At 66.8% G+C, this 23,438-nt stretch carries 25 protein-coding genes; 16 read left to right on the top strand and 9 right to left on the bottom strand.

Features of this window, described 5'->3' with window-relative positions; translation table 11 throughout:
• Positions 1 to 11: 11 nt before the first annotated feature.
• The 4 genes from KZ686_RS16170 to ku all read right to left on the bottom strand — a co-directional run bounded on the left by KZ686_RS16170 (position 12) and on the right by ku (position 4,121).
• Complete coding sequence (locus tag KZ686_RS16170; RefSeq protein WP_265634198.1) at positions 12 to 692, bottom strand: N-acetyltransferase; 681 nt, start codon at positions 690 to 692, stop codon at positions 12 to 14.
• An 8-nt stretch (positions 693 to 700) separates the two neighbouring features.
• The gene (locus KZ686_RS16165) at positions 701 to 1,561 is read right to left on the bottom strand and encodes a DUF342 domain-containing protein (protein WP_149318239.1); all 861 of its coding nucleotides are present in this window, start codon (positions 1,559 to 1,561) and stop codon (positions 701 to 703) included.
• A 761-nt stretch (positions 1,562 to 2,322) separates the two neighbouring features.
• Complete coding sequence (locus tag KZ686_RS16160; RefSeq protein WP_265634194.1) at positions 2,323 to 3,243, bottom strand: tetratricopeptide repeat protein; 921 nt, start codon at positions 3,241 to 3,243, stop codon at positions 2,323 to 2,325.
• Positions 3,240 to 4,121: a non-homologous end joining protein Ku gene (ku, locus tag KZ686_RS16155; protein WP_265634192.1), complete on the bottom strand. Its 882-nt coding sequence runs from the start codon at positions 4,119 to 4,121 to the stop codon at positions 3,240 to 3,242. Before ku ends, KZ686_RS16160 begins: the two co-directional genes overlap by 4 nt.
• A 187-nt stretch (positions 4,122 to 4,308) precedes the next feature.
• Between ku and KZ686_RS16150 the strand changes: the two genes are divergently transcribed.
• From KZ686_RS16150 to KZ686_RS16140, 3 genes are all read left to right on the top strand, one after another.
• The gene (locus KZ686_RS16150; RefSeq protein ID WP_226105447.1) at positions 4,309 to 5,100 is read left to right on the top strand and encodes an amino acid ABC transporter substrate-binding protein; all 792 of its coding nucleotides are present in this window, start codon (positions 4,309 to 4,311) and stop codon (positions 5,098 to 5,100) included.
• Between the two features lie 63 nt (positions 5,101 to 5,163).
• Complete coding sequence (locus KZ686_RS16145) at positions 5,164 to 5,817, top strand: amino acid ABC transporter permease (RefSeq protein ID WP_006576339.1); 654 nt, start codon at positions 5,164 to 5,166, stop codon at positions 5,815 to 5,817.
• 40 nt (positions 5,818 to 5,857) lie between these two features.
• Positions 5,858 to 6,610 (top strand): amino acid ABC transporter ATP-binding protein, encoded by a 753-nt coding sequence (locus tag KZ686_RS16140; protein ID WP_265635449.1) that lies wholly within the window; start codon positions 5,858 to 5,860, stop codon positions 6,608 to 6,610.
• Positions 6,611 to 6,698: 88 nt separating this feature from the next.
• Here the strand turns inward: KZ686_RS16140 and KZ686_RS16135 are convergent, their stop codons facing one another.
• Positions 6,699 to 7,397, bottom strand: a complete 699-nt coding sequence (locus KZ686_RS16135; protein WP_265634189.1) for a GntR family transcriptional regulator — start codon at positions 7,395 to 7,397, stop codon at positions 6,699 to 6,701.
• Between the two features lie 179 nt (positions 7,398 to 7,576).
• Between KZ686_RS16135 and KZ686_RS16130 the strand changes: the two genes are divergently transcribed.
• Together KZ686_RS16130 and KZ686_RS16125 are read left to right on the top strand one after the other, a co-directional pair.
• Complete coding sequence (locus KZ686_RS16130) at positions 7,577 to 8,617, top strand: Bug family tripartite tricarboxylate transporter substrate binding protein (RefSeq protein WP_322784954.1); 1,041 nt, start codon at positions 7,577 to 7,579, stop codon at positions 8,615 to 8,617.
• Positions 8,618 to 8,684: 67 nt separating this feature from the next.
• Positions 8,685 to 10,361 carry a hypothetical protein gene (locus KZ686_RS16125; protein WP_265634187.1) on the top strand — a complete coding sequence of 559 codons (1,677 nt, stop codon included), beginning with the start codon at positions 8,685 to 8,687 and terminating at the stop codon, positions 10,359 to 10,361.
• A 176-nt stretch (positions 10,362 to 10,537) separates the two neighbouring features.
• Here the strand turns inward: KZ686_RS16125 and KZ686_RS16120 are convergent, their stop codons facing one another.
• Positions 10,538 to 11,167: a DUF4142 domain-containing protein gene (locus KZ686_RS16120; RefSeq protein ID WP_223819644.1), complete on the bottom strand. Its 630-nt coding sequence runs from the start codon at positions 11,165 to 11,167 to the stop codon at positions 10,538 to 10,540.
• A gap of 23 nt (positions 11,168 to 11,190) precedes the next feature.
• On the opposite strand from KZ686_RS16120, the gene KZ686_RS16115 reads away from it, so the two are divergent.
• Positions 11,191 to 11,526 (top strand): hypothetical protein, encoded by a 336-nt coding sequence (locus tag KZ686_RS16115; RefSeq protein ID WP_150083514.1) that lies wholly within the window; start codon positions 11,191 to 11,193, stop codon positions 11,524 to 11,526.
• Positions 11,527 to 11,562: 36 nt separating this feature from the next.
• Positions 11,563 to 12,246 carry a GntR family transcriptional regulator gene (locus KZ686_RS16110; RefSeq protein ID WP_265634183.1) on the top strand — a complete coding sequence of 228 codons (684 nt, stop codon included), beginning with the start codon at positions 11,563 to 11,565 and terminating at the stop codon, positions 12,244 to 12,246.
• Between the two features lie 112 nt (positions 12,247 to 12,358).
• On the opposite strand, the gene KZ686_RS16105 is transcribed toward KZ686_RS16110, so the two are convergent.
• Positions 12,359 to 13,387, bottom strand: coding sequence for a Bug family tripartite tricarboxylate transporter substrate binding protein (locus KZ686_RS16105; RefSeq protein WP_370639467.1), 1,029 nt, complete (start codon positions 13,385 to 13,387; stop codon positions 12,359 to 12,361).
• A 58-nt stretch (positions 13,388 to 13,445) separates the two neighbouring features.
• Positions 13,446 to 14,645: a CaiB/BaiF CoA transferase family protein gene (locus KZ686_RS16100; protein ID WP_265634180.1), complete on the bottom strand. Its 1,200-nt coding sequence runs from the start codon at positions 14,643 to 14,645 to the stop codon at positions 13,446 to 13,448.
• 211 nt (positions 14,646 to 14,856) lie between these two features.
• On the opposite strand from KZ686_RS16100, the gene KZ686_RS16095 reads away from it, so the two are divergent.
• The 3 genes from KZ686_RS16095 to KZ686_RS16085 are packed head-to-tail and all read left to right on the top strand — an operon-like array spanning position 14,857 to position 17,428.
• Positions 14,857 to 15,837, top strand: coding sequence for a quinone oxidoreductase family protein (locus tag KZ686_RS16095; protein WP_150083517.1), 981 nt, complete (start codon positions 14,857 to 14,859; stop codon positions 15,835 to 15,837).
• A 40-nt stretch (positions 15,838 to 15,877) separates the two neighbouring features.
• Entirely contained in the window at positions 15,878 to 16,615 is a 738-nt protein-coding gene (locus KZ686_RS16090; RefSeq protein ID WP_265634178.1) for a glutathione S-transferase family protein, read from the top strand.
• Positions 16,616 to 16,669: 54 nt separating this feature from the next.
• A complete protein-coding gene (locus tag KZ686_RS16085; protein ID WP_226105463.1) occupies positions 16,670 to 17,428 on the top strand; it encodes an enoyl-CoA hydratase/isomerase family protein in 759 nt (252 codons plus the stop codon).
• Between the two features lie 89 nt (positions 17,429 to 17,517).
• Here the strand turns inward: KZ686_RS16085 and KZ686_RS16080 are convergent, their stop codons facing one another.
• The gene (locus KZ686_RS16080; protein WP_265634176.1) at positions 17,518 to 18,546 is read right to left on the bottom strand and encodes a LysR family transcriptional regulator; all 1,029 of its coding nucleotides are present in this window, start codon (positions 18,544 to 18,546) and stop codon (positions 17,518 to 17,520) included.
• Between the two features lie 352 nt (positions 18,547 to 18,898).
• Between KZ686_RS16080 and KZ686_RS16075 the strand changes: the two genes are divergently transcribed.
• The 6 genes from KZ686_RS16075 (at position 18,899) to KZ686_RS16050 (ending at position 23,431) form a co-directional block, all read left to right on the top strand.
• Positions 18,899 to 19,870, top strand: a complete 972-nt coding sequence (locus KZ686_RS16075) for a GlxA family transcriptional regulator (RefSeq protein ID WP_265634174.1) — start codon at positions 18,899 to 18,901, stop codon at positions 19,868 to 19,870.
• Positions 19,871 to 20,085: 215 nt separating this feature from the next.
• Complete coding sequence (locus KZ686_RS16070; RefSeq protein ID WP_265634172.1) at positions 20,086 to 20,838, top strand: SDR family oxidoreductase; 753 nt, start codon at positions 20,086 to 20,088, stop codon at positions 20,836 to 20,838.
• A 13-nt stretch (positions 20,839 to 20,851) separates the two neighbouring features.
• Positions 20,852 to 21,352, top strand: coding sequence for an Ohr family peroxiredoxin (locus KZ686_RS16065; protein ID WP_265634170.1), 501 nt, complete (start codon positions 20,852 to 20,854; stop codon positions 21,350 to 21,352).
• Positions 21,353 to 21,517: 165 nt separating this feature from the next.
• Positions 21,518 to 21,997: a carboxymuconolactone decarboxylase family protein gene (locus KZ686_RS16060; protein ID WP_226105473.1), complete on the top strand. Its 480-nt coding sequence runs from the start codon at positions 21,518 to 21,520 to the stop codon at positions 21,995 to 21,997.
• A 4-nt stretch (positions 21,998 to 22,001) separates the two neighbouring features.
• Positions 22,002 to 22,409, top strand: a complete 408-nt coding sequence (locus KZ686_RS16055) for a cupin domain-containing protein (RefSeq protein ID WP_265634167.1) — start codon at positions 22,002 to 22,004, stop codon at positions 22,407 to 22,409.
• Between the two features lie 92 nt (positions 22,410 to 22,501).
• On the top strand, positions 22,502 to 23,431 hold the full coding sequence (locus tag KZ686_RS16050) for a TauD/TfdA dioxygenase family protein (RefSeq protein ID WP_149318256.1): 930 nt from the start codon (positions 22,502 to 22,504) through the stop codon (positions 23,429 to 23,431).
• Positions 23,432 to 23,438 lie beyond the last annotated feature (7 nt).

Here is a 23,438-nt window from a genome sequence, read left to right as displayed (position 1 = left end):
CCTTGTTCCATCTACACCACCATCCCCGTCGCGGCCCTCAGCGCCGCCATCGTCCATCCCCGTCCCAGCAGCACCATGCGGGTATGCAGGTCGTCTAGCACCGGCTCGGATACCTCCGCTCCCCGGTCGCGCAGCGCCTTGTCGCGTAGTTCCACATAACCGCGTTCGTAGTCCGCCGCCAGGGCATGCCATAGCGCATGCGCGCCGGGCGACTGGCGTGCGCCGGTGATCAGGCAGTGTCCCGCATCGAGATACCGGCGATAGATCGCCGAGGCCAGGCCGCGGCGCTGGTAGGGCGGGGCGAACTTCGAATGCGGGGCGCGCAGATGGCGGTCGGCGCGGCGGTCCAGTTCGACCAGCCGGTTGAAGACGGTATAGCCGGCAAGCCGGCGCCGCACGGTGTCTTCGACATAGAAGTAATACTCCCCATCCGCCTCTCGGTAGCGCACCACCAGCCCCGGCAGGGCCGAGGGCGTGGCCGCGATGCCGTGGAGGCAGTCGCCGGGCTGGTAGAGCCGGTCGTACAGCGTCTGCAATTCGGCCTCGAGCGCGTCGGGGGCGTGATCGACATCGATGCGCAGTTCGATGGCGCGCAGCAGGCGGGCGAGGGTGGGGCGGCTTGTATGCCGCTGTCGCGGCGAGTCCGGCCATGAAGCGGGGCCGGCGGCCGCATGGGCGAGCAGGAAGGACATGGCCGTCGTCAACCGCTCTGCCAGGCGCCGCTGACCAGGTTCTCGGGTTTGCGGCGGGCAACGATGCGCGCGCTGACGTCCCAGATATCGATCCGCACGTTCAGTCCCGCATGAATGCCATATCCCGGCCCGGTGACGATGTCCTCGTCGGTCTGCACGCCTTCGCCGGCCTTGATCGCGCTCTCCGCCACGATCGATCCCGTTGCCTTGATGCCCCAGCCGGCTTCGATATGGTGGCTGCTGCGGATCGCGCCGCCGGCCTCGATGCCCTGGCCGGCGCTGATGCCGTGGCCCTGCAGATCGCCGTCGGCCTTCAGCGTCCCGCCGCAGCGGATCGCGTGCTGCGCGGCGATGCTGTCGCCCGCGCGCAGATTGCGGCCGACGTGGATGTGCTCGCCCGCGCTGATGTCCCAGCCCGCGCGCACGCTGCCCTTGGCATCGAGGAAGGTCGCGACGTCAATGCCCCATGCGGCCTTGATGTCGCCGCCCGCCTCGATGGCGCCGCCGCTGTAGAGATTGCCGGCGCAGTCGATATCTTCACCGGCGATGATCGCCGTGCCCGCGCGGATGCCGCCGCCGACGCGGATCGTGCGGCCGGCCCGGACCACCGAATCGACATCGATGGCGCCGCGCACGACCAGCGTGCCGGCGAACACCAGCGCGCCGGCGTTCAGTGCATCGAGCGTCAGCACGGCATCGGTGGGGCCGAACTGGTCCAGCAGCCAGCACGCATCGCCGACGCGGCCGGCATCGACCAGCGCATCGAGCAGCCGCTGGTAGTCGCTGCCGTCATGCCGGTTGCGCAGGAACCATTTGTAGCCGTCCGCGCAGGGGCGTTTCGCCTTGACGAAATTCTGGGTGAGTTCCATGGACATCGGGACCTCGGTAGTCGGTGAAGGGTGGGGGCTGTCGTGCCTTGGGCGGTGGCACGCACGAATGCAAGCGCGATGCCGCGCTCCCTCTCCCCACGCGGGAGAGGGAGGCGCGGAGGGAAACCGCGTTCAAACCGCCTACAGCGGATTCATCACGATGAATTCAACCGCGAGATAAAGCGCGGCAATGCCGGCCATGGCGAGCAGGGCGCGGCGATAGACGACGGCGGATTTTCTGGTCTTGGCGGACATGCGCTCTCCCAATTGCACGTTGAACAGTGGATCGCCGATCGTCGATGGCGATCCCCGGGCAATGTGCCGTGCCAGGGAGACCGGTGTGGGACTGTTGGTGCTAGTCCCGGACTCCCCGCACGGCTGAGAGAAGCACGGCGGGAATATGGGATGTGCGGGCGACCATGGCCTGGCGCGCGGCAAAGCCGCAAGCGTCGCCGTACGCGCGTGCCGCCACAGCATGCAGGGCATGCTGGAAAAGGGCGGAGCGGCGCAGGACGAGTTGCATTCGGTCGCGAAGAAGAGGAAGGAGTGAGCCGGTGTTTTCGGTGGAGCGTTTGCTCCATCGGCCCGGAAAACCGGCGAAAAACGGCTGAAAGCAGGCCGAGTATCCCATAGCCGTTGAGAAGTCTCAACCCTGCGGCGCACCATGCGCCCTCGACAGAGCCCGTGCCACAGCCCCGGCAGACGCTCAGCGGCCGAGCCTCATCGGCAGCCCCTCATCGGCAGCCCATCATCGGCAGCCCTCAGCGACAGTACTTCCGATACTGGTTGAAATGCCGAATCGCGCGATGCGCGTCGCCCAGCTGCTCATGCAGCCGGGCCGCATTGAAATGCGCATCCGCCATGTCCGGCGCGATGTCGATGCAGCGGTGATAGCTGCGCAGCGCGTCCTCGTATCGCTCCAGATCTTCGAGCGTGACGCCGAGATTGAAGTGGAGCAGCGGTTCGTCGCCGATCGCGGTGAGCGCGTCCCGATATAGCGATTCGGCCTCCTGCACGCGCCCCGCCTCGGTCAGCAGGCAGCCGAGGTTCAAATAGGGATCGGCGTAGTCGGGGGCGATCGCGATCGCGCGGCGGTAGGCCTGTTCGGCCTTGCGCATGTCCTGTGCTTCGAGCTGGCAGCCGAGCTGGAACCATGTACCGGCGTCGGGGCCGTGGCCGGTATGCTCCTCCGCGCGGTGCTCGGTGGGGTCGGTGCGGTTGTCAGCGCGGTTGTCAGCGCCGTCATCAGCGCTGTTTTTGGCCGGGTTGTCGGCCTTCCTCGCCGACTGGATCGACAGCACCGCGCCCGGCTGCGACCGGCTCGGCTGCAATTCCATCACCAGCTGGCCGGTCTCGACCTCCCACTGGCGATGCGCTTCGGAGACGACCACGCCATTGCCGACCGCCGCGATCCGCACACCCGACAGCGGCCGGTCCTGCGACCACGCCTTCAATCGCTGCAAGGCCCGCGTGACGCGCCGCGGCGGCACATTGGCCTTCTTCAGCGAATCGGCGGTGCGGATCAGCACCACGTCCTGGAACGAGAACTGGCGCTCGCCGCGGCTGCCCTTGATCGGTTCGAGCAAACCCGCCCGCGTCAGGCTCGCCACCGTCCCGCGCGAGACGCCGAACGTGCCTTCGATGTCCTTCAGCGTGAAGCTGTCCTTGCCGACCGCGCTCATTTCCTGGCAGTACGTCGGATGGGGGTCGCGGCCTCCGTGGCGCGCTTGGCGCCCTTGCGCGGCGCCGCCTCGCGCGCAGGCTTCTTCGCGGTGGCCTGCGACTTGCTCAGGCTCGCCTTGAGCGCCGCCATCAGGTCGATCACCTCGCCGCCCTCGCTGGGCCGCTCCGCCGTCGCCGATACCGTGATCTTCTTGCCCTCGATCTTCTTGTCGATCTCGGCCAGCACGCGCTGCTTTTCCTCGTCCTGATAGGCGGCCGGGTCGTAGGCCTCCACGGTGCTCTGCTCGATCAGCTGCTCGGCCAGCGTCAGTTCGGCGGGGCGGATATCGGTGCGCTCGACGTTCAGGTCGGCCATCGAGCGGACCTCGTCCGCATAGAGCAATTGCTGCAGCACCAGGCCCTCGTCGTTGGCACGCACCTGCACCATGTACTGCTTGCCCTTCCACACCCAGGTGGCCAACGCGCAGGTGCCGGTCTTGCGCATCGCTTCGGTCAGCAGGCTGTATGGCTTGGCGCCGCGCTTGTCGGGCGCCAGATAGTAGGCCTTGTCGAAATAGATCGGGTCGATGGCGCCCATCGGCATGAAGGCGACGATGTCGATGGTGTGGCGCGCGCCGGTCTCCAGCGCGTCGAGCTCTTCGGGCGTGAACACCACGTACCGGTCCTTCTCGAACTCGTAGCCCTTGACCATGTCGGCGCGCTCGACCACCACGCCCTCGCGCTGGCAGATGTACTGCTGCCGCAGCCGCGAGCCGCAGCCCTTGTGCAGCAGGTTGAAACCGATGCCGGACTTGCTTTCGGTCGCGGAAAAGACCCGGACCGGGATGGAAACCAAGCCGAAGCTCAGCGAGAGGGAGGCAATGGAGCGTGCGGCCATGTCGTCACCTTTCGGGTTGGCGTATTGCTAAAGAATAGTCGACGCTTCGTCTGCACGCCTGCCTCAGCCTTTCGTATAATGGCGGGTTTGCCGCCATGTCACCGCGCCAACGCGGGATGCGGACGGCTGCCGGGCACCGCCCGCCCTCTGCTCTGACGCCCTGATCTCCCTCTGCGCCTCTCCCACCATGAAAACTCTGAAAGCCCTCCTGATCGTCTCCGCCGTGGCCCTGTTCGCCGCCTGCGGCAAGTCCGAACAAGCCCCCGCCGCCGGTGCGCCGGCCGCGGCCGCCAAGACCGTCGTGGTCGGCCTGGACGACAACTTCCCGCCGATGGGCTTTCGCGATGCCAACAATGAACTGGTCGGCTTCGATATCGACATGGCCAAGGAAGCCGCGCGCCGCCTCGGCATGACGGTCGAGTTCAAGCCCATCGACTGGAGCGCCAAGGAGGCCGAACTGAACGGCAAGCGCGTCGACGTGCTGTGGAACGGCCTGACCATCACCGACGAGCGCAAGAAGAACATCAGCTTCACCGCGCCCTACATGAGCAACCACCAGATCATCGTGGTGGGCAGCGCCTCGCCGATCAAGGCCAAGGCCGACCTGGCCGGCCGCATCGTCGGTGCGCAGGACGGCAGCAGCGCGGTCGACGCGATCCGCAAGGAGGCGCAGGTGGCCGCCAGCATCAAGGAACTGAAGACCTTCGGCGACAACGTGACGGCGCTGATGGACCTGGCCGCCGGCCGCCTCGACGCCATCGTGGTCGATGAGGTCGTGGGCCGCTATCTGGTCAGCAAGCGCGCCGGCGAGTACCGCGTGCTCGACGAGAACTTCGGCACCGAGGACTACGGCGTCGGCCTGCGCAAGGACGACACCGAACTGCTGGCGCAGCTGGACAAGACGCTGGCCGAGATGAAGCAGGACGGCACGGCCTCCCGCATCGCGCAGCAGTGGTTCGGCGCGAATCTGATCAAGTAAGCCCGCCGCGCCCCTTCACGGGGCGCCGCTTTTTTCTGGATCCCGCGCGCCGGGTTTCGATCCATGGACTACGTTCTCTCCCTGCTGGGACCGATGGCGCAGGGCGCGCGGATCACGCTCTCGCTGTTCTTCATCACGCTGGCGCTGTCGGTGCCGCTGGGCCTGGCGCTCGCGTTGGCGCGGCTGTCGGCATGGCGGCCGCTGAGCGTGGCCGTCAACGGCTATATCTGGCTGATGCGCGGCACGCCGCTGATGCTGCAGCTGCTGTTCGTCTATTTCGCGCTGCCGTTGCTGCCGGTGGTGGGCGTGCGCCTGCCGGACTTCCCCGCGGCGGTGGTCGCCTTCGCGTTGAACTACGCGGCGTATTTCGCCGAGATCTTCCGCGCCGGCATCCAGTCCGTCGACCGCGGCCAGTACGAAGCCAGCAAGGCGCTCGGCATGACCTACCTGCAGACGATGCGCCGCGTGGTGCTGCCGCAGATGGTGCGGCGCGTGCTGCCGCCGGTCAGCAACGAGACCATCACGCTGGTCAAGGACACCTCGCTGATCTACGTGCTGGCGCTGAACGACATCCTGCGCACCGCGCGCGGCATCGTGCAGCGCGACTTCACCACCACGCCTTTCCTGGTCGCCGCGGCGTTCTATCTGCTGATGACGCTGCTGCTGACCTGGATGTTCCAAAGCCTGGAAAAACGCTATGCCGCACACGATCAATGAGCCGCAGGCCCGCGGCGGCGAAGGGCAGGAGCGCCCGGTGATGATCCGCGCCCGCGATATCGTCAAGTCGTTCGGCACGAACCGCGTGCTGCACGGCGTCTCGCTGACGCTGCGCAAGGGCGAGGTGGTGGCGGTCATCGGGCCGTCCGGCTCGGGCAAAAGCACGCTGCTGCGCTGCCTGAACCATCTCGAGACGATCGACGGCGGCAGCATCGAGATCGAGGGCGAGACGCTGGCGGAGCCCGGCGCGGACCAGCGCAGCCGCTACGTGCCGGACGCCGAGGTGCGCCGCATCTGCCGCAAGATGGGCATGGTGTTCCAGTCCTTCAATCTGTTCCCGCACATGACGGTGCTGCAGAACATCATCGAGGCGCCGATGACGGTCAAGGGCATGGCGCGCGATGCCATCGTGCCGATCGCCGATGCGCTGCTGCGCAAGGTCGGCCTGCTGGAGAAGCGCGACAACTATCCGTCGCGCCTGTCGGGCGGGCAGAAGCAGCGCGTGGCGATCGCCCGCGCGCTGGCGATGGAGCCGGACATCATGCTGTTCGACGAACCGACCTCGGCGCTCGATCCGGAGCTGACCGGGGAGGTGCTGCGCACGATGCGGCAACTGGCGGACGACCACATGACCATGCTGGTCGTCACGCACGAAATGGGTTTCGCGCGCGAAGTCGCGCACCGGGTCGTCTTCATGGACCAGGGCCGCATCGTCGAGAGCGCGCCGTCCGAGGAATTCTTCCGCGCGCCGCAGCATCCGCGCACGCGGGAGTTTCTGGCCCATATGCTGTAGGCCGCTGCGCTGCGCTGCGCTGCGCTGCGAGGCGAGGCGAGGCGAGGCGAGGCGAGGCTGGGCTGGACTGGGCCGGGCGTTTGGCCCGCTACGTCGCCGGATGCAGCGCCTGCACCAGCGCGCGCTTGTTGTCCCGGCTGCGGCGCGCGTGCTCGCGCATCAGCGCCTCGGCCCGCGCCCCTTCATGCGCGACGATGGCCCGCACCACATCCTCGTGATCGAACTGCGCGCGCTGCACGAAGGCCAGTTCCAGCGATGGCTGCACTCCCGCCGCGCCCAGCGCGCCAGGGCCCGCCATCGGCGTCCTGGCGATATGGTCGAGCGCCGATGCCAGCGCCGGATTGCCCGCGCCCTCGACCAGTGCCCGATGAAAGCGCGCATTCATCGCCGCCCAGCGTGCGGTATCGACCGGCGCATCCTTCCCGAGCAGCGCCTGCTCGACCAGTAGCCGCCCCTCGTCGACGCAGGCCTGCAGCACCGCCAATATCTCTCTGGTGACGCCTTGCTCGGCCAGCAGCCGTGCCGCCATGCCTTCGAGCGTGCCGCGCACGTCGATCGCCATGGCCACTTCGTCCAGCGTGACCTGGCGCACGCGGAACCCGCGCGTCGGCAGCCGCTCCAGCAGGCCCTCCTTTTCCAGCTCGCCCAGTGCCAGCCGCAGCGGGGTTCGGGACACGCCCAATTCCCCGGAGAACTGCACCTCGCGGATCCGTTCGCCGGCCTGCAGGTCGCCGGCCAGGATGCGGCGCCGCAATTCCATCGTCACGCGTTCGATCTGGGAGGCCATCGGTCAAAAGTGGATTTTGGCAGACATGTGGGGCTTCATTATGGCATGAGGCCAGCTTGACGCAGCCGGGTGCATCGCCAATACTGCATGCAAAAGTCATCATAGATAGACGATACAAGGCATTGGCGAGCATGTTTGCATGCAAACAGCGACAAAATGCCGGACAGGAGACAAGCGCCGTGCCATCCCGATTCCTGCGGCGGCGGCAAGCCCCGCGCTCGCCCGTCGTTTCCCCGCGCCGCCGTGCGACGGCCTTCGCGCTCGCGGCGGTGGCAACCGGACTGCTGGCTGGCCCCGCTGCAGCCCTTGCCGCGTCCGAGCCGTATCCGTCCAAGGCGATCCGCCTGATCGTGCCGTTCCCCGCCGGCGGTGGCGGCGACACGCTGGCCCGCCTCGTGATGACCCGCGTCGGCAAGGAGCTGGGCCAGTCGCTGGTGATCGAGAACGTGGCAGGCGCCGGCGGCAATATCGGCTCCCAGGCCGCGGCAAAGGCGGCGCCGGACGGCTACACGCTGCTGTACGGCACCAATGGCACCTTCGCCATCAATCACGCGCTGTACAAGCGCACCGGCTTCGATGCGATGCAGGACTTCGTGCCCGTCGCGCAGTTGACGCGCATCGCCACGATGGTGGTCACGCGGCCCGGCTTTCCGGCGAAGACCTTCCCCGAACTGCTGCAGGTGCTGAAGGCCAATCCCGGCAAATACACGGTTGCGTCGGCCGGCAACGGCACCACCTCGCATCTGGCTTCCGAACTGCTGAAGGCATCGGCCGGCGTCTCGATGGTCCATGTGCCGTACCGCGGGGGCGCGCTGGCGCTGACGGACCTGATGGGCGGCCAGGTCGACCTGATGATCGAGGTGATGCCCAACGTCATGCCGGCGGTGCGCGGCGGCAAGGTGCAGGGCCTCGCCGTGACGACCGCGCAGCGCGTGCCGAGCTTTCCCGATGCGCCCACCGTGGCGGAGCAGGGCCTGGCCGGCTTCGAGGTCAGCGCGTGGGACGGCATCTTCGTGCCGAAGGGCACGCCGGCCGAAGTCGTCGCGAAGATCCACGCCGCGATCCAGAAGGCGCTGGCCGACCCCTCGCTGCGGCAGCAGCTGCTGGATCGAGGCGCCGAGCCGGTGCCGCAATCGAGCGCCGCCTTCGCGCAATTCGTTCGTGCCGAATATGACCGCTGGGGGGCGCTGGTCAAGCGCTCCGGCGCCAGCGTCGATTGATCGCCGAGGGCTCGGCGTCCCCGCCGCCCCGACCGGCTGCCATTCCATCGCAAGAACCGGGAGAGAGATGAACGCCCATTCCGACCGCAAGCCCGACGCCAACGCCAACGCCAACGCCAACGCCAACGCCGTCCATCGCTCGCCTGCCGCCGACGATCGCAGCGGCCTGCCGCACTACGACCGTCCGCCGCTGAAGGACAGCCGCCGCCCGCGATGCCCGCCGTTCGTCGAGATCACCGATGCCGACCAGCTGCTGCCGTATCTCGAACACGTCGCGCGCCGTCCGTACAACCACGGGCTCAACGCCTGCTGGGACCTGAAGGAGGGCGAGCGCGTGCTGCTGCGCGTCGACAACTGGCACAGCGAACTGACGATCCAGGCATGCCAGCGCATCCTGGAGAAGTACAAGGTCAGGTACGAGATCCAGAAGATCGATCGCGGCCCGATTCCGACCTGGGTCGGGGCCGACGAGGTCGACTACTACCTGTTCCGCACGCGCGAGCTGGCGCAATGGATGGACATGTGGGAGGAGGAAGAAAAGAAGCAGCAGTACGACAAGATCCTGATGGGCTACGGCGGCCCGGTGCTCGCGGAACGCTTCATCAAGATCCAGCGCATGCCCTTCATCACGCCGGAGATCCTGGCCTCGCCCGCGCATGCGATGCCGATCGAGGTCATCAACGCGATCGACCGCTGGACCTGGGACCGCATCCGTACCGCGCGGCGGGCGCGCATTACGGACCCCGAGGGCACCGACATCAGCTTCACCAATCACGACGACTACTGGGACGCGCGGCGCGAGTTCTATCACCCCGACCTGACCGCGGCGACCTGGCGCGGCAACGAGCATTTCGGCAAGACCTATCTGCCGGGGCATATCACCGGGCGGCCGTGGATGTTTCATCCGTTCAAGGAGGACGGCTGCGGCGTGATCGCCGGCACCACCAACCATATCGCGCCGTGCGACTGGACCCAGCTCGTGGTCGAGAATTCGAAGATCACGCGCATCAACGCCGGCGGCGACTTTGGCGACAAGCTGCGCAACGTGATGGAGCAGACCCGGGACATCCAGTATCCGACCTTCCCAGGCAAGGGCCTGATGTACTGGTGGGAGGCGTCGATCGGCACCAATCCGCATATCCATCGGCCGCGCAAGGACTTCCCATCGGGCTTCGTCAATTGCCTGTACGAGCGCGTGCGCTCCGGCGTCATCCATATGGGCTTCGGCACCATCATCTCCTCGATGGCCGAGCGCGAGGCCGCCAGGATGGGGCATCTGGTCGGCCACTGGCACCTGCACCTGTATTTCCCCACGTACACCACCGAGCGGTCCGGCGACAACGAGAACATCATCGAGAACGGCCGCCTGCTGGCGCTCGACGACCCCACCATCCGCAAGCTGTGCGCAAAATACGGCGATCCCGACCTGTGGCTCGACGAGAGCTGGAATCCGGCGGTGCCGGGCATCAATATGCAGGGTGACTACTGGTCGCACTATGCAAAGGACCCGCTGCACTGGGTCAAGACCGAGCTGGAGGTCTGTCGCAACTACCACCCGATGTTCATGCGGATGGTCGATGCCGATGCGAAGTACTGCGAAGGCGAGGGCGCGCGCTGGTGGAAGGGCGGTTGCTGTAATCACAGCGGCGTGCAGGCGCCGGTGTTGCCGGGCAACTGCTGCGGCACGGAGGCAGCGCCGGTGCAGGGGGGCCATTGCTGCCATGGCGGTGCGGCATCGGAGTGAGGGCGCGGGCGGCGCGGCGGATAGGCCTGGGGCGAAGCGGAGCGGTGATCGACCGGACCAGCAGGCCGCCGCGGTCAGATGCGGCGGCCTGCCAGCGGCAAGACTGGGACTGATAGCAGGGCCTTACGACTGGCCCCGCAAGAGGGCCTGACGACGGGGCCTCTAACGACGGGACCTTACTTGTCGTTGCCGACCTTCTTGTTCAGGTCGCGCGCCATCTGCAGATGCTGCTCCAGATCGGGCACGTGCTTGGCGGCGAAGGCCTTGATGTCCGGGTCCTTCGCGTTCTTCGCGGCTTCCTGGAACAGCTTCACGGTCTTTTCATGCGCGGCGACGCCGATCCGGCTGGCGTACATCTTGTCGAAGCGCTCGCCATCGAGAGCGCTGAGCCCCTTCAGCTCGGTGCGCTGCACGACCGAAGGCTCGGTCGGCGGGGTATAGCCCTTGCTCGAGGCCAGCTTGGTCAGCTCCTCGTTGACCGCGGTGTGGTCCTTGATCATGCGGGCCGCAAACGATTTGACGTCGGCATTGGAAGCCTTCTGTTCGGCCAGCTTGCTGCCCTCGACCTCGGCCAGGCCGCCCTGCGCGGCGTTTTCCAGGAAGCTGCGGTCGGCGCGCACCAGCTTGCTGGTGTCGCCCGCGGTGCCTCGCGTGGTGGTCTGATCCGTTGCGGTCGTGGCGGGCATATTGCCGGGCGCCGTGTTCTTCGGCGCGGTGCTGGTGCCTTGCGCCATCACCGCGGTGGACAGCAGCAGGGAACAGGCGGCGGTACTGAAGACACTGAGTGCTGCGGTACGGATAGGCATGGCGTGTTCTCCCTTGAAGGTGGATGGGTTCGACCAATCAGCAATATCCGCGCCCAACGCCGGCCTCGCCGATCACCGCCTTCGCCCCGTGGCTCGCGCAGGGCTTGCTGGGGCTTGTGCAGGGCCTGCACAAGGCTGGCGTTGGGATGTCGTGCGCCATCGCAATGACACCGCCGCATATCGGTCGGCGTATGGCCGGCGACCAGGGCGGCGACAAGGCCGGCGAAAAAATTGCATGCGACGGTAAAAACGCTCGGCCCGGTGGCCGGCTTGGCAGGCAGTTCAACGTCCGGCCACGTCTCCGTACACATAACGCCGCGCAGTGCATGCAAAAACGGCGTTTCGAGTGGCCCCCGTAGTAGAATTGCCCCCACTCAAACCGATGTCCCTGCCGCATGCCCGAAGAGCGAACGAGTCTGGCGGAAACGATCCGCGCCACCATCGAACAGGAGATTCTGTCCGGCAAGCTGGCCAGCGGCGCCCAACTCGACGAGCAGCAATTGCTGTCGCGTTTCTCGGTATCGCGTACGCCGGTGCGGGAGGCGTTGATCCGGCTGGCGTCGGCCGGGCTGGTCGATCTGGTGCCGCGCCGCGGCGCCATTGTGTCCGCCATCACGCTGCGCGAATACGTTGCCATGAGCGAGATCCTGGTGCAGCTCGAGGCATTGGCGGCCCAGCTGGCGGCGCGGCGTATCACCGAGGCCGAACGGGAGGCGCTGCGGGAAGCCTATGCGGCTTGCCAGCAGGCGGCGGCGCAGGCCAGCGCCGACCGTTATCGCGAGGCCAACGATCGTTTCCACGCGGTCATCTACGAGGCCTGCCGCAACGAGATCCTGAGCGCGCAGATTCGCACGATGCGGGCCCGCATGCGTGGCATGCGCGACTACCGCTTCGAGAAGCCCGCGCGCATTCGCGCCTCGCTCGAGGAACATGGCGCGGTGATGGAGGCGATCCTGCGCGGCGATGAAGAGGCGGCGGCGCGGGCGATGGTCGAGCACATCTCGACCGGCGGCAACGTCTATGCGGACATGATCGCGTCGATGCCGGACGAGGCCGTCGGCGCCAAGGGGGCGCGCTGAGCCGGGGCGCCCAGGCAAGCGCGAGAAAGCACGGCAGCGAGCGCGGCAGCAAGCGCGACAGAAGACACGCCAGCCTGCGCACCAACAACCGCGCCAGCCGGCGCCGCGCGTTTCAATCGATCTTCACGCCCGCCTGCACCGTGCGTTGCAGCGCGTTCTTGCCATCCTGCTGCGCCCATTGCTTGAACTCGGCTGGGGAGCGCGACGGTGCCGGTTCGCTGCCGTTGTCGACCAGACGCGTGCGAATCGCCGGATCGGCCAGCACCTTGGTGGCGACGGCGTAGAGCTTGTCCGTGACCTCCTTCGGCAGCCCCGCCGGTCCGAACAGCCCGAACCAGAACGTGTAGTCGAAGCCCGGCAAGCCGAGCTCGGCAATGGTCGGCAGCCCCGGCGCCACGGCGGAGCGCTGCGGCGTCGTGACGCCGATCATCTTGACCACGCCCTGCGTGCCGAGCGGCAGCACCGACGATGCCGTGCCGAAGGAAAACTCCACTTCGCCCGCCGCCACCGCCTGCAAGGCCGGCGCGCCGCCCTTGTACGGCACGTGGGTCATGTCGACACCGACCGCGTTCGCAAACGACAGCCCGGCGACATGCGGCGAGCCGCCGATGCCCGAAGACGAGTAGTTGAACTTGCCGGGATTCGCCTTGGCCTTCGCCGCCAGCGTTTTCACGTCGGCGATGCCGAGGTCCTTGTTGACGGCCAGGATCAGCGGCGAGATGGTCAGCCGCGTGATCGGCGTGAAGCTGTCGGCTTTGTACTTGACCTTGTACAGGTGCTGGTCCATGCCATAGATCGTCGCCGTGGCCAGCCCCAGCGTATAGCCGTCCGCCGGCGCCTGCGCGAGCCATGCCGATGCGAGCGTGCTACCGGCACCGGGCTTGTTCTCGACCACCACCGGCTGTCCCAGCTCCTTGGACATGGCCTCGCCGACCACGCGCGCAACGAAATCGGCCGCGCCGGCCGGCGTGTAGCCGATCACCAGCCGGATCGGCTTGTTCGGATAGCCTTCGGCCATCGCGGCGCCGGGCGCGATGGCGGCGATCAGACCCACGGCCGCCAGGGCCGCGACAGTGGCAGAGGCCCTGGAAGCCCTAAAGGCCCTGGAGGCCGCGGAGGTCGCTGTGGAATGGCTGTGCATCGGTGTCTCCTTGTCATGTTGTATGGGTCGATGGGGCTCTGCGGCTCCTCGTCGATCGTCAGGCGATGGCGCCCTTGTCGCGCCACTGCGCGATCAGCTCCGGCGCAAAGCCCAGCTCGCCGAGCAGCTCGTCGGTCTGCTCACCGGGGTCCGGCGCCGCGCGCGCAAAGCGCTCGGGGTGGGGCGCGGCGGACAGGTTGATCGGCGAGCGCAGCAGGTCGAGTTCGCCTAAAACAGGATGGCGCGCGGTACGGGTCATGCCGAGGTGGCGGACCTGCGGGTCCTCGAAGGCCTGCCCGATATCGAGCACGGGGCCGCAAGGCACGCCGGCCGGATTGAGCCGCGCCATCAATTCCGAGCAGGTAAAGCGCGAGGTGTGGGCCTGGATCGCTTCGTCGAGCGCGGCCCGATTGCGGGCACGCGAACGCGCGTCGCGATAGTCGGCGTGGTCGACCAGATCGTGCGCCTCCAGCGCCTGGCAGAAGTTGGCCCACATCCGTTGCGTGCTGGCCGCGATATTGACCAGGCCATCGCTGGCGCGATAGGTGCCCATCGGCACCAGCGTCGGATGGGCGTTGCCTTGCTGCGTCGGCACTTCGCCGTCGACCGTGTAGCGCGCCGCCTGGAAATCGAGCTTGTTGAGCATCGACTCGATCAGCGAGGTATGGACCCATTGGCCGCGACCGGTCCGTTCGCGGTGGAACAGCGCCAGCAGAATCCCCTGGCCCAGGAACATGCCCGCCGTGGTGTCCGAGATCGCGATGCCGACGCGGACCGGGCCGCGCCCCGGCTCGCCGGTGACCGAGCTCAGCCCGCACATCCCCTGCACGATCTGGTCGACGCCGGGCCGTTCGCTGTAGGGGCCATCCTGCCCGAAGCCCGAGATGCTGGCGAGGATCACGCGCGGATTGCGGGCGCTCAGCGCCTCGTATGTCAGCCCGAGCCTGGCCTTGACCACCGAGCGGAAGTTCTCGACCACCACGTCGGTGTTCTCCAGCAGCCGCGCCAGGATCTGCGCGCCCTCCGGCGTCTTCAGGTCCACGCACATGCTGCGCTTGTTGCGGTGCAGGTTCTGCTCATCCGAGCCGCGGCGTTGGCCCGTCACTGAGCCGTGGTCCTTTGGCGGCGGCGGCTCGAGCCGGATGACATTGGCGCCCCAGTCGGAGAGCAGCCGTACCGCGGCCGGGCCGGCGCGGGCGACGGTCAGGTCGAGGACGTTGATGCCGTGCAATGGAAGTTGGGATTCGGATTGGGCCATGGCAGGGGAAGGATGATTGGGTCCGGCGAGTATACGCACAACAATCGTATGTATACGAATAGGGGGTTGTATGGATGCGGAGCGTCGCTCGGTGTCCTAGACTTTCCGCTGTGCGGTTCCCCACGGCCGCCTCTGATCGCTCGCACGCCAAGGTGCGGCACCAATAAGTGACTTCGGGGCGACCAGCGTGCGTCCCTCTTCGAGGAATCGTATGCAATCGGCGGCAATACAAATACAGAAAAACGGCGGGCCGGACGAACTGGAGTTCATCGAAGTCGCCGTGCCGCCGCCGGGCGAAGGCGAAGTCCAGATCCGGCAGAGCGCGATCGGCGTCAATTTCGCGGACATCTATCAACGGCGCGGCAGCCATGGGCCGCATCAGCCGACCTCGTTCCCGATCGTGCTCGGCTCGCAGGGGGCGGGCCGCATCGAAGCGGTGGGGCCCGGCGTCAGCGGATTGGAGGTCGGGCAATCGGTCGGCTGCTTCCAGCCGGGGGCCTATCAGGTCGTGCGCAACGTCCCCGCGGCACGCGTGGTGCCATTGCCCGCGCAGATCCCCGAAGACGTGGCAGGCGCCACGCTGCTGCGCGGCCTGACCGCGGAATATCTGCTGCGCCGGATTTCCCCGGTCCAACCCGGCGATGCGGTGCTGGTGCATGCGGCGGCCGGCGGCATGGGCGTGATCCTGTGCCAATGGGCGCGTGCCTTGGGCGCGACGGTGATCGGCACGGTCGGCTCGGAGGCCAAGCGAGAGATCGCGCTGGCCCATGGCTGCCATCACGTCATCGACTATCGGCGCGAGGACTTCGTCGCCCGCACGCTTGAACTGACGGACGGCCGCGGTGTCGCGGTGGTCTACGATGCCGTCGGCAAGGATGTGTTCGTGCCGTCGCTGTCGTGCCTGCGTCCGCTGGGCATGGCGATCAACTATGGCACCGCGTCCGGCGACGTCGAGGCGTTCGACCTGCAGCTGCTGCACGCGAAGTCGCTGATGGTCTGCCGTCCCACGCTGCGCACCTTCATTGCCGATGCCGCCTCGCTGCGCCAAGGCATGGCCGCGCTGTCCGAGGCGGTCGGTGCCGGTCATGTGCGGCTCGAAGTCGGCCAGCGCTTTGCCTTTGCCGACGCGCGCGAGGCCCACCGGCAGCTCGAAGCCCGGCAGACCAGCGGCGCCGTGGTGCTGATTCCGTAGTCCCGCCGGCGATGGAAACCGTATCACCAGGAGAAGCGGCATGAAGCTCTATCACAGCTGGCTGTCCAGCGCGTCGCGCCGCGTGCGCCTGTGCCTGGCCGAGAAGGGCATCTGCTATGACAGCGTGCCGGTCGACATGCGCCGGCAGGAGCATCACTCCGCGGCCTATCTGGCCGTCAATCCCAACGGCGTGGTGCCCGGGCTGGTACTGGACGACGGCCGGGCGCTGCATGAAAGCAGCACCATCTGCGAATACCTCGACGACACGCATCCGGAGCCGCCGCTGCGGCCGGCCGATCCCTATCGGCGCGCCGAGATGCGCAATTTCATTCGCTGGACCGACGAGCGCGCGCTGCCGAATCTGCTGATCCTGAACTGGAGCCTGGTATTCCAGGCGCAGGCGTCGCAATGGACCGACGCGGAGCTGGCCGAACGGCTGGCCCGCGTGCCGACCGCGCAGCGGCGCGAGGCGTGGCTGCGCGTCGCGCGACGGCCCTATACCGACGACGAGAAGCGCGCCGCGCTGGACCAGTTGAAGGCCATCGTGCCGAAGATGGAGGCGATGCTGGAGGACGGCCCCTGGCTGTTCGGCGATCGCTACACGCTGGCCGATATCGCCGCCGTGCCGTTCGTGGCCCGTCTTGCCGAACTCGATGCCGACGCACTGTCGCCGGATTCCGCGCACGCCGTGGCCGACTGGTGGCGGCGGGTGCAGGCACGTCCCGCGTTTGCCGAAGCACGGATCGATCGCTTCGATGCCGCCGTGGCAAGCGCGTAAGCCGCATTGCTTTCCCCTTGATTCGACCACTCCCTCTCATTGCAAGGCCAGCCCATGTCAGACACCGGATCGCTCCCCATTCTGGAAATCGAAGACCGCATCGCCACCATTACGCTGAGCCGGCCGGAGGTCGCCAACCGGCTCGGCCCGGACGACCTGGCCGCGCTGCGCCAGCATGTCGACACGGTCAATGAGGCCGACGTGCTGGTGCTGCGCATCCGCGGCAGCGGCAAGTATTTCTGCAGCGGCTTCGATATCGGCAAGCTGGCCGCGGGTCAGCGCGGCGCCGGGTTCGAGCCGCTGGTCAATGCGCTGGAAGATTGCCGCCCCGTGACGATTGCCGAGATTCACGGCGGGGTCTACGGCGGCGGCACCGATCTCGCGCTGGCATGCGACTTCCGCATCGGGACACTCGCCACCGAGATGTTCATGCCGGCCGCTCGGCTGGGCCTGCATTTCTATCAGCGCGGCATGGAGCGCTATGTCTCGCGGCTGGGTTTGAATGCCGCCAAGCATCTGTTCCTGACGGCCGAGAAGATCGATGCCGAGGCGATGTTCCGTTGTGGCTTCCTGACCGAATTGCTGCCGGCTTCGGCGCTGCGCGAACGCGTCGAGCAACTGTCGTCCACCATCGCGTCGCTGGCGCCGATTTCGGTGTTCGGCATGAAGAAGCATCTGAATGCGATTGCGCGCGGCGTGCTGGACGTCGAAGCATTGGCCGCCGATATGCAGCGCTCGGTGCAATCGGAGGACATCAAGGAGGGGGCCATCGCCTGGAAGGAAAAGCGGGTGCCGAGGTTTGTCGGGCGATAGTACGGTCGGCGGCCAGGCCGGTAGGCCCGTAGGCCGTCAAGTTCGTCGGGGCGCCAGGTCGTCGGATTGTCAGGGCGTTGAACCGGATATCAAGCCGCCAGTTCCTGCTCCAGCGTTTTCGCGTTGAATCCCGTCAGGCAATCGAGATCCAGCGCGCGGATCTGATCGGTCATGAAGTCGATAAAGACGCGAATGCGGGTCGGCAGGTGCTGGCGGCTGAGATAGCAGATAAAGTGGCCGCGATCGTCCGGCGCGTGCCGGGCCAGCGCCACGACAAGTTCACTGGCCGCGATGTGATCGCAGATCTGGTATCCCGCCATTTGCGCGATGCCCCATCCCTGCAGCACCGCTTCGAGCACCAGATCGGCGTCGTTGAAGGTCAGCCGCGCCGTGGGCATGTATTTGCGCACGGCGCCATCGACCTTGAATTCCCATTCGAATATCCGCCCGCTGGCAAAGCGGAAATTGATGCAATCGTGCTCGGCGAGTTGTTCCAGCGTCTGCGGCAATCCGTGCGCGGCCACATAAGCGGGCGAAGCGCACAACGCCATCTGCATCGGAATCAGCCGCTTGGCGATGATGCTCGAATCTTCGATGCGACCGTTGCGGAATGCCACGTCGATTTGCTCGGAGGCGAAGTCGGTGGGCCGATCGTCGAGCAGCAGGTCGATGGCGATATCCGGATAGGCCTTCATGAAGCGTTCCAGCAGCGGCGCGACGATCTTCCTGCCGAAGCCGACCGTCGAGCTGATGCGGATCAGGCCGCGCGGCGGACCTTCCCGGAGCTCCAGCATGTCGTTCATCGCCTCGACGATATGCGTCACGCCCTGGTGGCAGTTTTCGAAGAAGCGCTGACCTTCGCGCGTCAGCTGCGTGGTGCGCGTGGTACGGAGGAACAGCCGCGTACTGAGCTGGGTCTCCAGCTTCTGCACGTTGCGGCTGACCGCGGAGCGGCCGATGCCCAGGCGCTCGCCGGCCTTGGCAAAGCTGCCCTCGCTGGCGACAGCCATGAACGCCATGATGCCGGCATAGCTCGCCGCAAAGCTGGTGGAAAGCGCGTCGGCGCGATTGGGCAGGCTGAGGCGGAAGGCGCGTTCCGCTGTTTCCGGTTCGTTCATTTCAGCACTCCCTGAATGCATCGCCGCAAGAAATGAGGCGTGCCTGGATGCTAATCAGGCGCCGGTGTACGGTAAATGACAGCGTTCCCTGATTTTCTGCCAGGCTGCCATCGGGTTTCCGCGCGCTTTGCCATGTGCGATCGAGATTGGTGCAGAAATGGAAACGGCGTCGCATTGCCGCATTGCCGCATGGGGCGCCGCATGGATACGCTGCTCGCACGCCCTTGCATGTCGTTGCACACGCTTGCGCGCGCTTGCACGCCATCGCCGGCACGACATAACATCCGGTGTCCTCTTCTCGGCTGCCATGGAATTGAATCCCTCGCCCTCCGCCTCCGCGCCCATTGAACCCATGCCGCGCAATGTCGTGTTTGTGCTGTATCCCGAGGTCAGCCTGCTCGATTTCGCCGGCCCGCAGACCGTGTTCTGGGCCGCATCCCATTACGCCCACGAGCGCGGCATGCCGGGCTATCGCTGCCATGTCGCCAGCGAGTCCGGCGGGGCGGTCGCGGCGGTGGAGGGCACGGCGATGCAGACCGTGGCGCTCGATACCCTGGACCTGCGCGAGGTCGACACCGTGATCGTGCCGGGCTCGCCGAAGATTCTCCAGGTCGCCATCGACTCCGGATCGCTGATCGAATGGCTGGGCATGGCCTCCGCCAGGGTCCGTCGCACGGCCTCTGTCTGCAGCGGGGCGTTCCTGCTGGCCCACGCCGGGCTGCTCGATGGCAAGCGGGCCACGACGCATTGGGCGATGCTGCAGCGGTTTCACGAGATGTTCCCGACGGTCGACCTGGATGCCGATGCGATCTTCGTGCAGCAGCAGAATCTGTGGACCTCGGCCGGCGTCACCACCGGCATCGATCTGGCGCTCGCCATGGTGGAGGCCGATTGCGGCCACGAGGTCGCGCTCAACGTCGCCAAGGAGCTGGCGGTCTATATGAAGCGCCCCGGGGCACAGCCACAGCTCAGCGAGATCCTGATCACGCAGAGCCGGCAGGTACCGCTGTTCGAGACGCTGCATTTGTGGATCGTCCAGAATCTGTCCCGCGAAGACCTGTCCGTCGAGCAACTGGCCGATCGCGTCGGCATGAGTCCGCGCAACTTCGCGCGGGTCTACAAGGAAAAGACCGGACGCACGCCCGCCAAGGGGGTCGAGCACTTCCGCATGGAAGCAGCGCGCGGCCTGCTGCAGGACATGGACAAGCCGGTCGACCAGATCGCGCGCGAATGCGGCTTTGGCAGCGAGGAGCGCATGCGGGTCGCCTTCCAGAGGCACTTCGGGCTCTCGCCCAGCGAATACCGGCTGCGGGTCAATCGCTGATCCGCGCATCGCCTTCGAGCCATCCTGCGATTTCCGTCCCGCGTCCCGCCGCCGCGACAAGCAGTGCGGCCGGGATGCCTGCTGCCCGCGCGATTGGTGCCAAACGGGAAACACCGTGGTCCGCGCTTCGGTCTGGTGCCCAACTCCCGCGACCCCTAGCATGAGGTGGAGCTGTTCCATTTCCACTCACTCCACACACAGCAGGGAGACGCATCATGAAGATCGTTGTCATTGGCGGGACCGGCCTGATCGGCAAGAAGGTCGTGGCGAGACTGTCGGCGCAGGGCCATGACGTGATTGCCGCCGCGCCGCAGACCGGCGTCAACGCGCTGACCGGCGAAGGCCTGGCGGAGGCCCTGGCGGGCGCGAAGGAGGTAGTCGATCTCGCCAATTCGCCGTCGTTCGAGGACGCGGCGGTCCTGCATTTCTTCGAGACCTCGGGGCGTAATCTCGCCGTTGCCGAGAAGGAAGCGGGCGTGGCGCACCACGTCGCGCTGTCGGTGGTGGGCACCGACAAGCTGCAGCAGAGCGGCTACTTCCGCGCCAAGATCGCGCAGGAGGCGCTGATCCGCCAGTCCGGCGTGCCTTACACGATCGTCCGCTCGACCCAGTTCATGGAGTTTCTCGGCGGCATCGTGCAATCCGCGGCGCAGGGCGACGCGATCCGGCTGTCGTCGGCGCTGATCCAGCCGATTTCGTCGGACGACGTCGCGCAGGCCGTGGCCGAGCGCGCGCTGGCCGCGCCGGCGAACGGCATCGTCGAGATTGCCGGTCCCGAGCAGTTCAAGATGAGCGACCTCGTGCAGCGCTATCTGAAGGCGATCGGCGATGCACGGACCGTGCAGGTCGATCCCGCCGCGCGCTACTTCGGCGCCGAGCTGCAGACGGGCACGCTGGTGCCGGAGGGCCAGGCGCATCTCGGGCGCGTCCGCTTCGAAGACTGGATGCGCAAGTCGCAAGCCCACTAGGCGCGGCGTGCCGATGGAAAACAAGGGGCTCAAACCGCCACCGCTGACGCTGCTCGACCGCTATCGCGGACGCGACTTTGCCACGCTGTACACGACCACCGTGACGGTATCGGGAGGCGAGTCCGGGCACGGCCGAGCCTCCGGTATCGCGCGGTCCGATGACGGCAACCTGCAACTCGAACTGAGGTTGCCGGCGGCGCTCGGCGGCCCGGGCGGCGGCACCAATCCCGAGCAACTCTTTGCCGCTGGCTTCGCGGCGTGCTTCCACGGGGCCTTGAGCCTGCTGGCGCAGCGCGAGCAGATCGATGTCACCGCGATGACCGTCGCGGCGAAGGTCTCATTCGGCCGCGATCCCAGCGACGGCGGCTACGCCTTGATTGCCGAGATCCATATCCGCATGCCGGGGGTCGACAAGCCGGTCGCCGAAGAACTCGTTCGCCATACCGAGCGCTTCTGTCCCTACGCCAAGATGGCGCGCGAAGGCATTCGCACCGTCATCACCGTGTCGGTTTGAGGACGGGAATCCGTGATTGGTGCCAAAGCGGCAACAGCGTGCGCACCTTGGCGGTACTACCGGGGAAACGGCCCCAACCCTACGATGCCATCCAAGCCGAGCCGCATCGATTCGCGATGCGGCCTCGGTGAAGACAACACTGATTTCCGCTCACCAGGAGCCACCATGACCCAACGCCTCAACTATTTCCAGCAATCGCCGGAACTGTCCAGGAAGCTGATCGAACTCGGCACGATGTTCCAGAAGACGACGATCGAGCCCCATATCCGCGAACTCGTCGAGATCCGCACGTCGCAGCTCAACGGCTGCGGCTTCTGCGTCGACATGCACATCAAGATGGCGAAGATCCACGGCGAGCGCGAACTGCGCCTGCATCATCTGGCCGTCTGGCGCGAATCGACGCTGTTCTCGCCGCGCGAGCGCGCCGCGCTGGCGTGGGCCGAGGTGCTGACCCATATCCCGGCCCACGGCGTGCCCGACGACATCTACGAACGCGTGCGGACCCAGTACAGCGAGAAGGAGCTGTCGGACCTGACCTTCCTGGTCGGCGCGATCAATTCCTGGAACCGCCTGAACGTCGCGTTCCGCACCGTGCCGGGCTCGTCCGACAAGGCGTTCGGCCTCGACAAGGCCAACCTGGAGTAATGCGATGAAGCCAGTCACTGCATTTGCCGCAACGCTGCTGCTGTCCTCCGTGATGATGGGGCAGCCCGCCATCGCGGCCGGAGAAGGCGTCTCGGTCAAGCCGCTGCTGACGCAGCCGTTGCCCGAGTACCCCGGCAAGGAAGTCGAGATGATCGTCGTCGACTACGCGCCGGGCGGCGCCGACCCCGTGCATCGCCATGACGCACACGGCTTCGTCTATGTGCTGGAGGGCAGCATCGTGATGGGCGTCAAGGGCGGCAAGGAGGTCACGCTCAAGGCCGGCGACACCTTCCACGAGGGCCCGAACGACATCCACACCGTCGGGCGCAACGCCAGCAAGACGCAGCCGGCCAAGTTCGTGGTGTTCCTGATCAAGAAGCAGGGCGCGCCGATTCTGACGCCGGTGAAGTAGTCCACGCGCATATCGACATACGTTTTGCTTCGTTCTCCTGGCGGAATGGGACCCATACCATTGTCTGGTCCCATTCATGCCACGGAGAAGCGATGAGCGCCGTCATCCAGGATCGTCCTGCCATCACGTCCAGCGAGCTGGACATCGTTCCGGTTTCGCCCCGCATCGGGGCCGAAGTGCGCGGATTGCGCCTGTCCGGCTCGCTCGACCCCAGCACGCTGGAGGCGCTGAAGGCCGCCTTGCTGCGACATCGCGTGCTGTTCCTGCGCGGGCAGCAGCATCTGGACGACGCCACGCACCAGGCGTTCGGCCGGCTGTGGGGCGAGATCGAATCGCACCCCACCGTGCCCGCGCCCGACGGCACCACCTTCCTCGAACTCGACTCGCGCCATGGCGGCCGCGCCGATTCCTGGCATACCGACGTGACCTTCAAGGTCGCGCCGCCCAAGGTCTGCATCCTGCGGGCCGTGGTTTTGCCGCCGGTAGGCGGCGATACCGTGTGGGCCAACACGGTGGCCGCCTATGACGCGCTGCCGGAAGAACTGAAGGCGATCGCCGATCGTCTGTGGGCCGTCCACGGCAACGACTTCGACTACGCCGAGACCCGCGTCGACGACGGCGCGAGCGAGCAGGAGGCGGAGGGGCGCAAGAAGTATCGTGCCGTCTTCACGCGCACGGTCATCGAGGCCGAGCATCCCGTCGTGCGGGTCCATCCGGAAACCGGCGAGCGCGCGTTGCTGCTCGGCCATTTCATCAAGCGGCTGTCGCGGCTTTCCACTAGCGAATCCCGCCATCTGCTCGAGGTCCTGCAAAACCGCGTGGTACGGCTCGAGAACACCGTGCGCTGGCGCTGGTCGCCCGGCGACGTGGCGATCTGGGACAACCGCGCCACGCAACACTATGCGCTCAACGATTACGGCGACCAGCACCGCGTGGTGCGGCGCGTGACCGTCAGCGGCGACGTGCCGGTCGGGGTCGACGGCCGCCGCAGTGTCGACCTGACTGCCGCCGCGCAGCAGTGATTCATGC

The organism is Cupriavidus cauae (assembly GCF_026210475.1).
GTDB lineage: Bacteria > Pseudomonadota > Gammaproteobacteria > Burkholderiales > Burkholderiaceae > Cupriavidus > Cupriavidus cauae.
This window is presented reverse-complemented; position numbering and strand designations above follow the sequence as displayed.